General features: G+C 30.0%; 1 protein-coding gene. It reads right to left on the bottom strand.

The window, feature by feature from the left end; genetic code table 11:
- Positions 1-192: 192 nt before the first annotated feature.
- Positions 193-1,235 (bottom strand): N-acetylmuramoyl-L-alanine amidase (locus BMY57_RS15805; protein ID WP_177176413.1); only part of this gene is annotated, 1,043 nt, incomplete at its 5' end.

The raw sequence follows: 1,235 nt of genomic DNA on the forward strand, positions 1-1,235 counted from the left end.
CGTCTGTTTCAGCATTTAATACCAGAGGAAACAATAACAAGCTAAACATAATTAGACTTATTACAACTTTTTTCAACATTACACCTCCTTATATTTTAAATTTTTACATCATTTATTATCATACAATTACAATAATGTTTCAATAGAGTTATCAAAAAAAGGTAAGAATTTCTTCTTACCTTTTAAAGATTATTATTTACTTTTCAGATTAAAAGCCGACGCTATTGCTTCAGCTGTAATTTGACCTAACCAATTTCGGTAGCTAGAACTTTGTAACTTTTTATTTTCATCAGGATAATCTAAGAATAGATATTCTACAAGAATTGCAGGCATATTTGTATTCCTCAAAACATTAAAATCAGCCTTTTTCTTTCCTCTATCCCTTACACCCATTTTATTAATTAAATAATCATGAATAATTTTTTGCTTATTAGCAGTTTCACTAGAATGGTTTTGATGAATGTAACTTTCAAGACCATTGGCATTACCATCAAATTTATTATTATGCACACTAATAAAATAATCTGAACCTTCATTATTAGCTAGTTTGGCTCGATCTTCTAAAGCTATATATTCATCTGTTACTCTAGAATAGCTAACATCCACGCCATAAAAATTATTCGATAAATATTGGCCCATGGCAAGTACGATATCTAATACAACATCTTTTTCTTTTAAACCAAGAGCTACAGCTCCGGGATCATGACCACCATGACCAGCATCTATAAAAATTTTAGTTATACTATTTTCTATAGCATTAAGTGTAACATCGTCAGCTATACCGTTAACGATAAGTCCTTTGTCTCGTTGAAACTCTTTCAGTTTTGCTTCTGTATAAGACCCAAAATAATCCGTTACGGTAATACCACTGTAACCTAAGTTATTTAATTTTCTTTTTATATTACTTGTATTTGCGTGTCTCTTACCATATTGAAACGGACTATTATAGACTTTATTTAATTTGGTAAGAGTTAGCTCATCTACGATACCATTATTTAATAGTCCATAATAACTCTGAAATTCTTTCACTCTTTTTTCTGTAAAGTCCCCAAAATAATCCGTTACTAAGATTCCACTAAAACCAACACGATTTAACTTTTCTTTTATGTTAGAGATATCACTTGAACGTTTTCCTAATTGTGGACTATTATAAACTTCATTCAGTTTGTTTAATGTGACACTGTCTACAATCCCGTGGTTCTTCAATCCATAATAACTTTGAAAGTCTTTCACTT

Source organism: Piscibacillus halophilus, assembly GCF_900110685.1.
Lineage (GTDB): Bacteria > Bacillota > Bacilli > Bacillales > Alkalibacillaceae > Piscibacillus > Piscibacillus halophilus.